This is a genomic window from Pseudomonas frederiksbergensis (assembly GCF_003732665.1).
Classification (GTDB): Bacteria; Pseudomonadota; Gammaproteobacteria; order Pseudomonadales; family Pseudomonadaceae; genus Aquipseudomonas; species Aquipseudomonas frederiksbergensis_G.
The window spans coordinates 1-411 of the sequence record NZ_MOBP01000196.1 but is presented as its reverse complement, the minus strand read 5'-3'; the positions used below and the strand labels follow the sequence as shown (position 1 = coordinate 411).

The 411-nt window shown below is 60.8% G+C and carries 1 protein-coding gene; it reads left to right on the top strand.

All coding sequences use genetic code 11. The annotated features are described in order from the left end of the window. Window positions 1–96: 96 nt before the first annotated feature. Window positions 97–411 (top strand): molybdopterin dinucleotide binding domain-containing protein (locus tag BK665_RS33785; protein ID WP_375538969.1); only part of this gene is annotated, 315 nt, incomplete at its 3' end.

The window sequence follows — 411 nt, the reverse complement described above, 5'->3', positions numbered from 1 at the left end:
GCGTCAAACGAGCCATTGGATCGCAAGCCGATTGGCTAAATGAACAATGCCGTCGGACAGGATTTAAAGGGTGAAACCGATAGCACCCGCCCCGCCATAGTCTTCCCTACCGAGCGCGGCGAGGGGATTTTCCTCCCGCGCCGACACCTGCCGCCGGCGGAAATGCCCAATGAGGATTTCCCGTTTGTGCTCAATACCGGCCGCTTGCAACACCAGTGGCACACCCTGACCAAGACCGGCAAAGTCGCGACGCTGAACACATTGAATCCGCGGCCGTTCGTTGAGAGTCAGCCGCAAGATGTCGCCCGCTTCGGCATCCAGGACAAGGATCAGGTCGAGGTACGTTCGGTGCGTGGCCGTGCGGTGCTACCCGCCGTGGTGACCGACCGGGTGCGCGAGGGCAACTGTTTT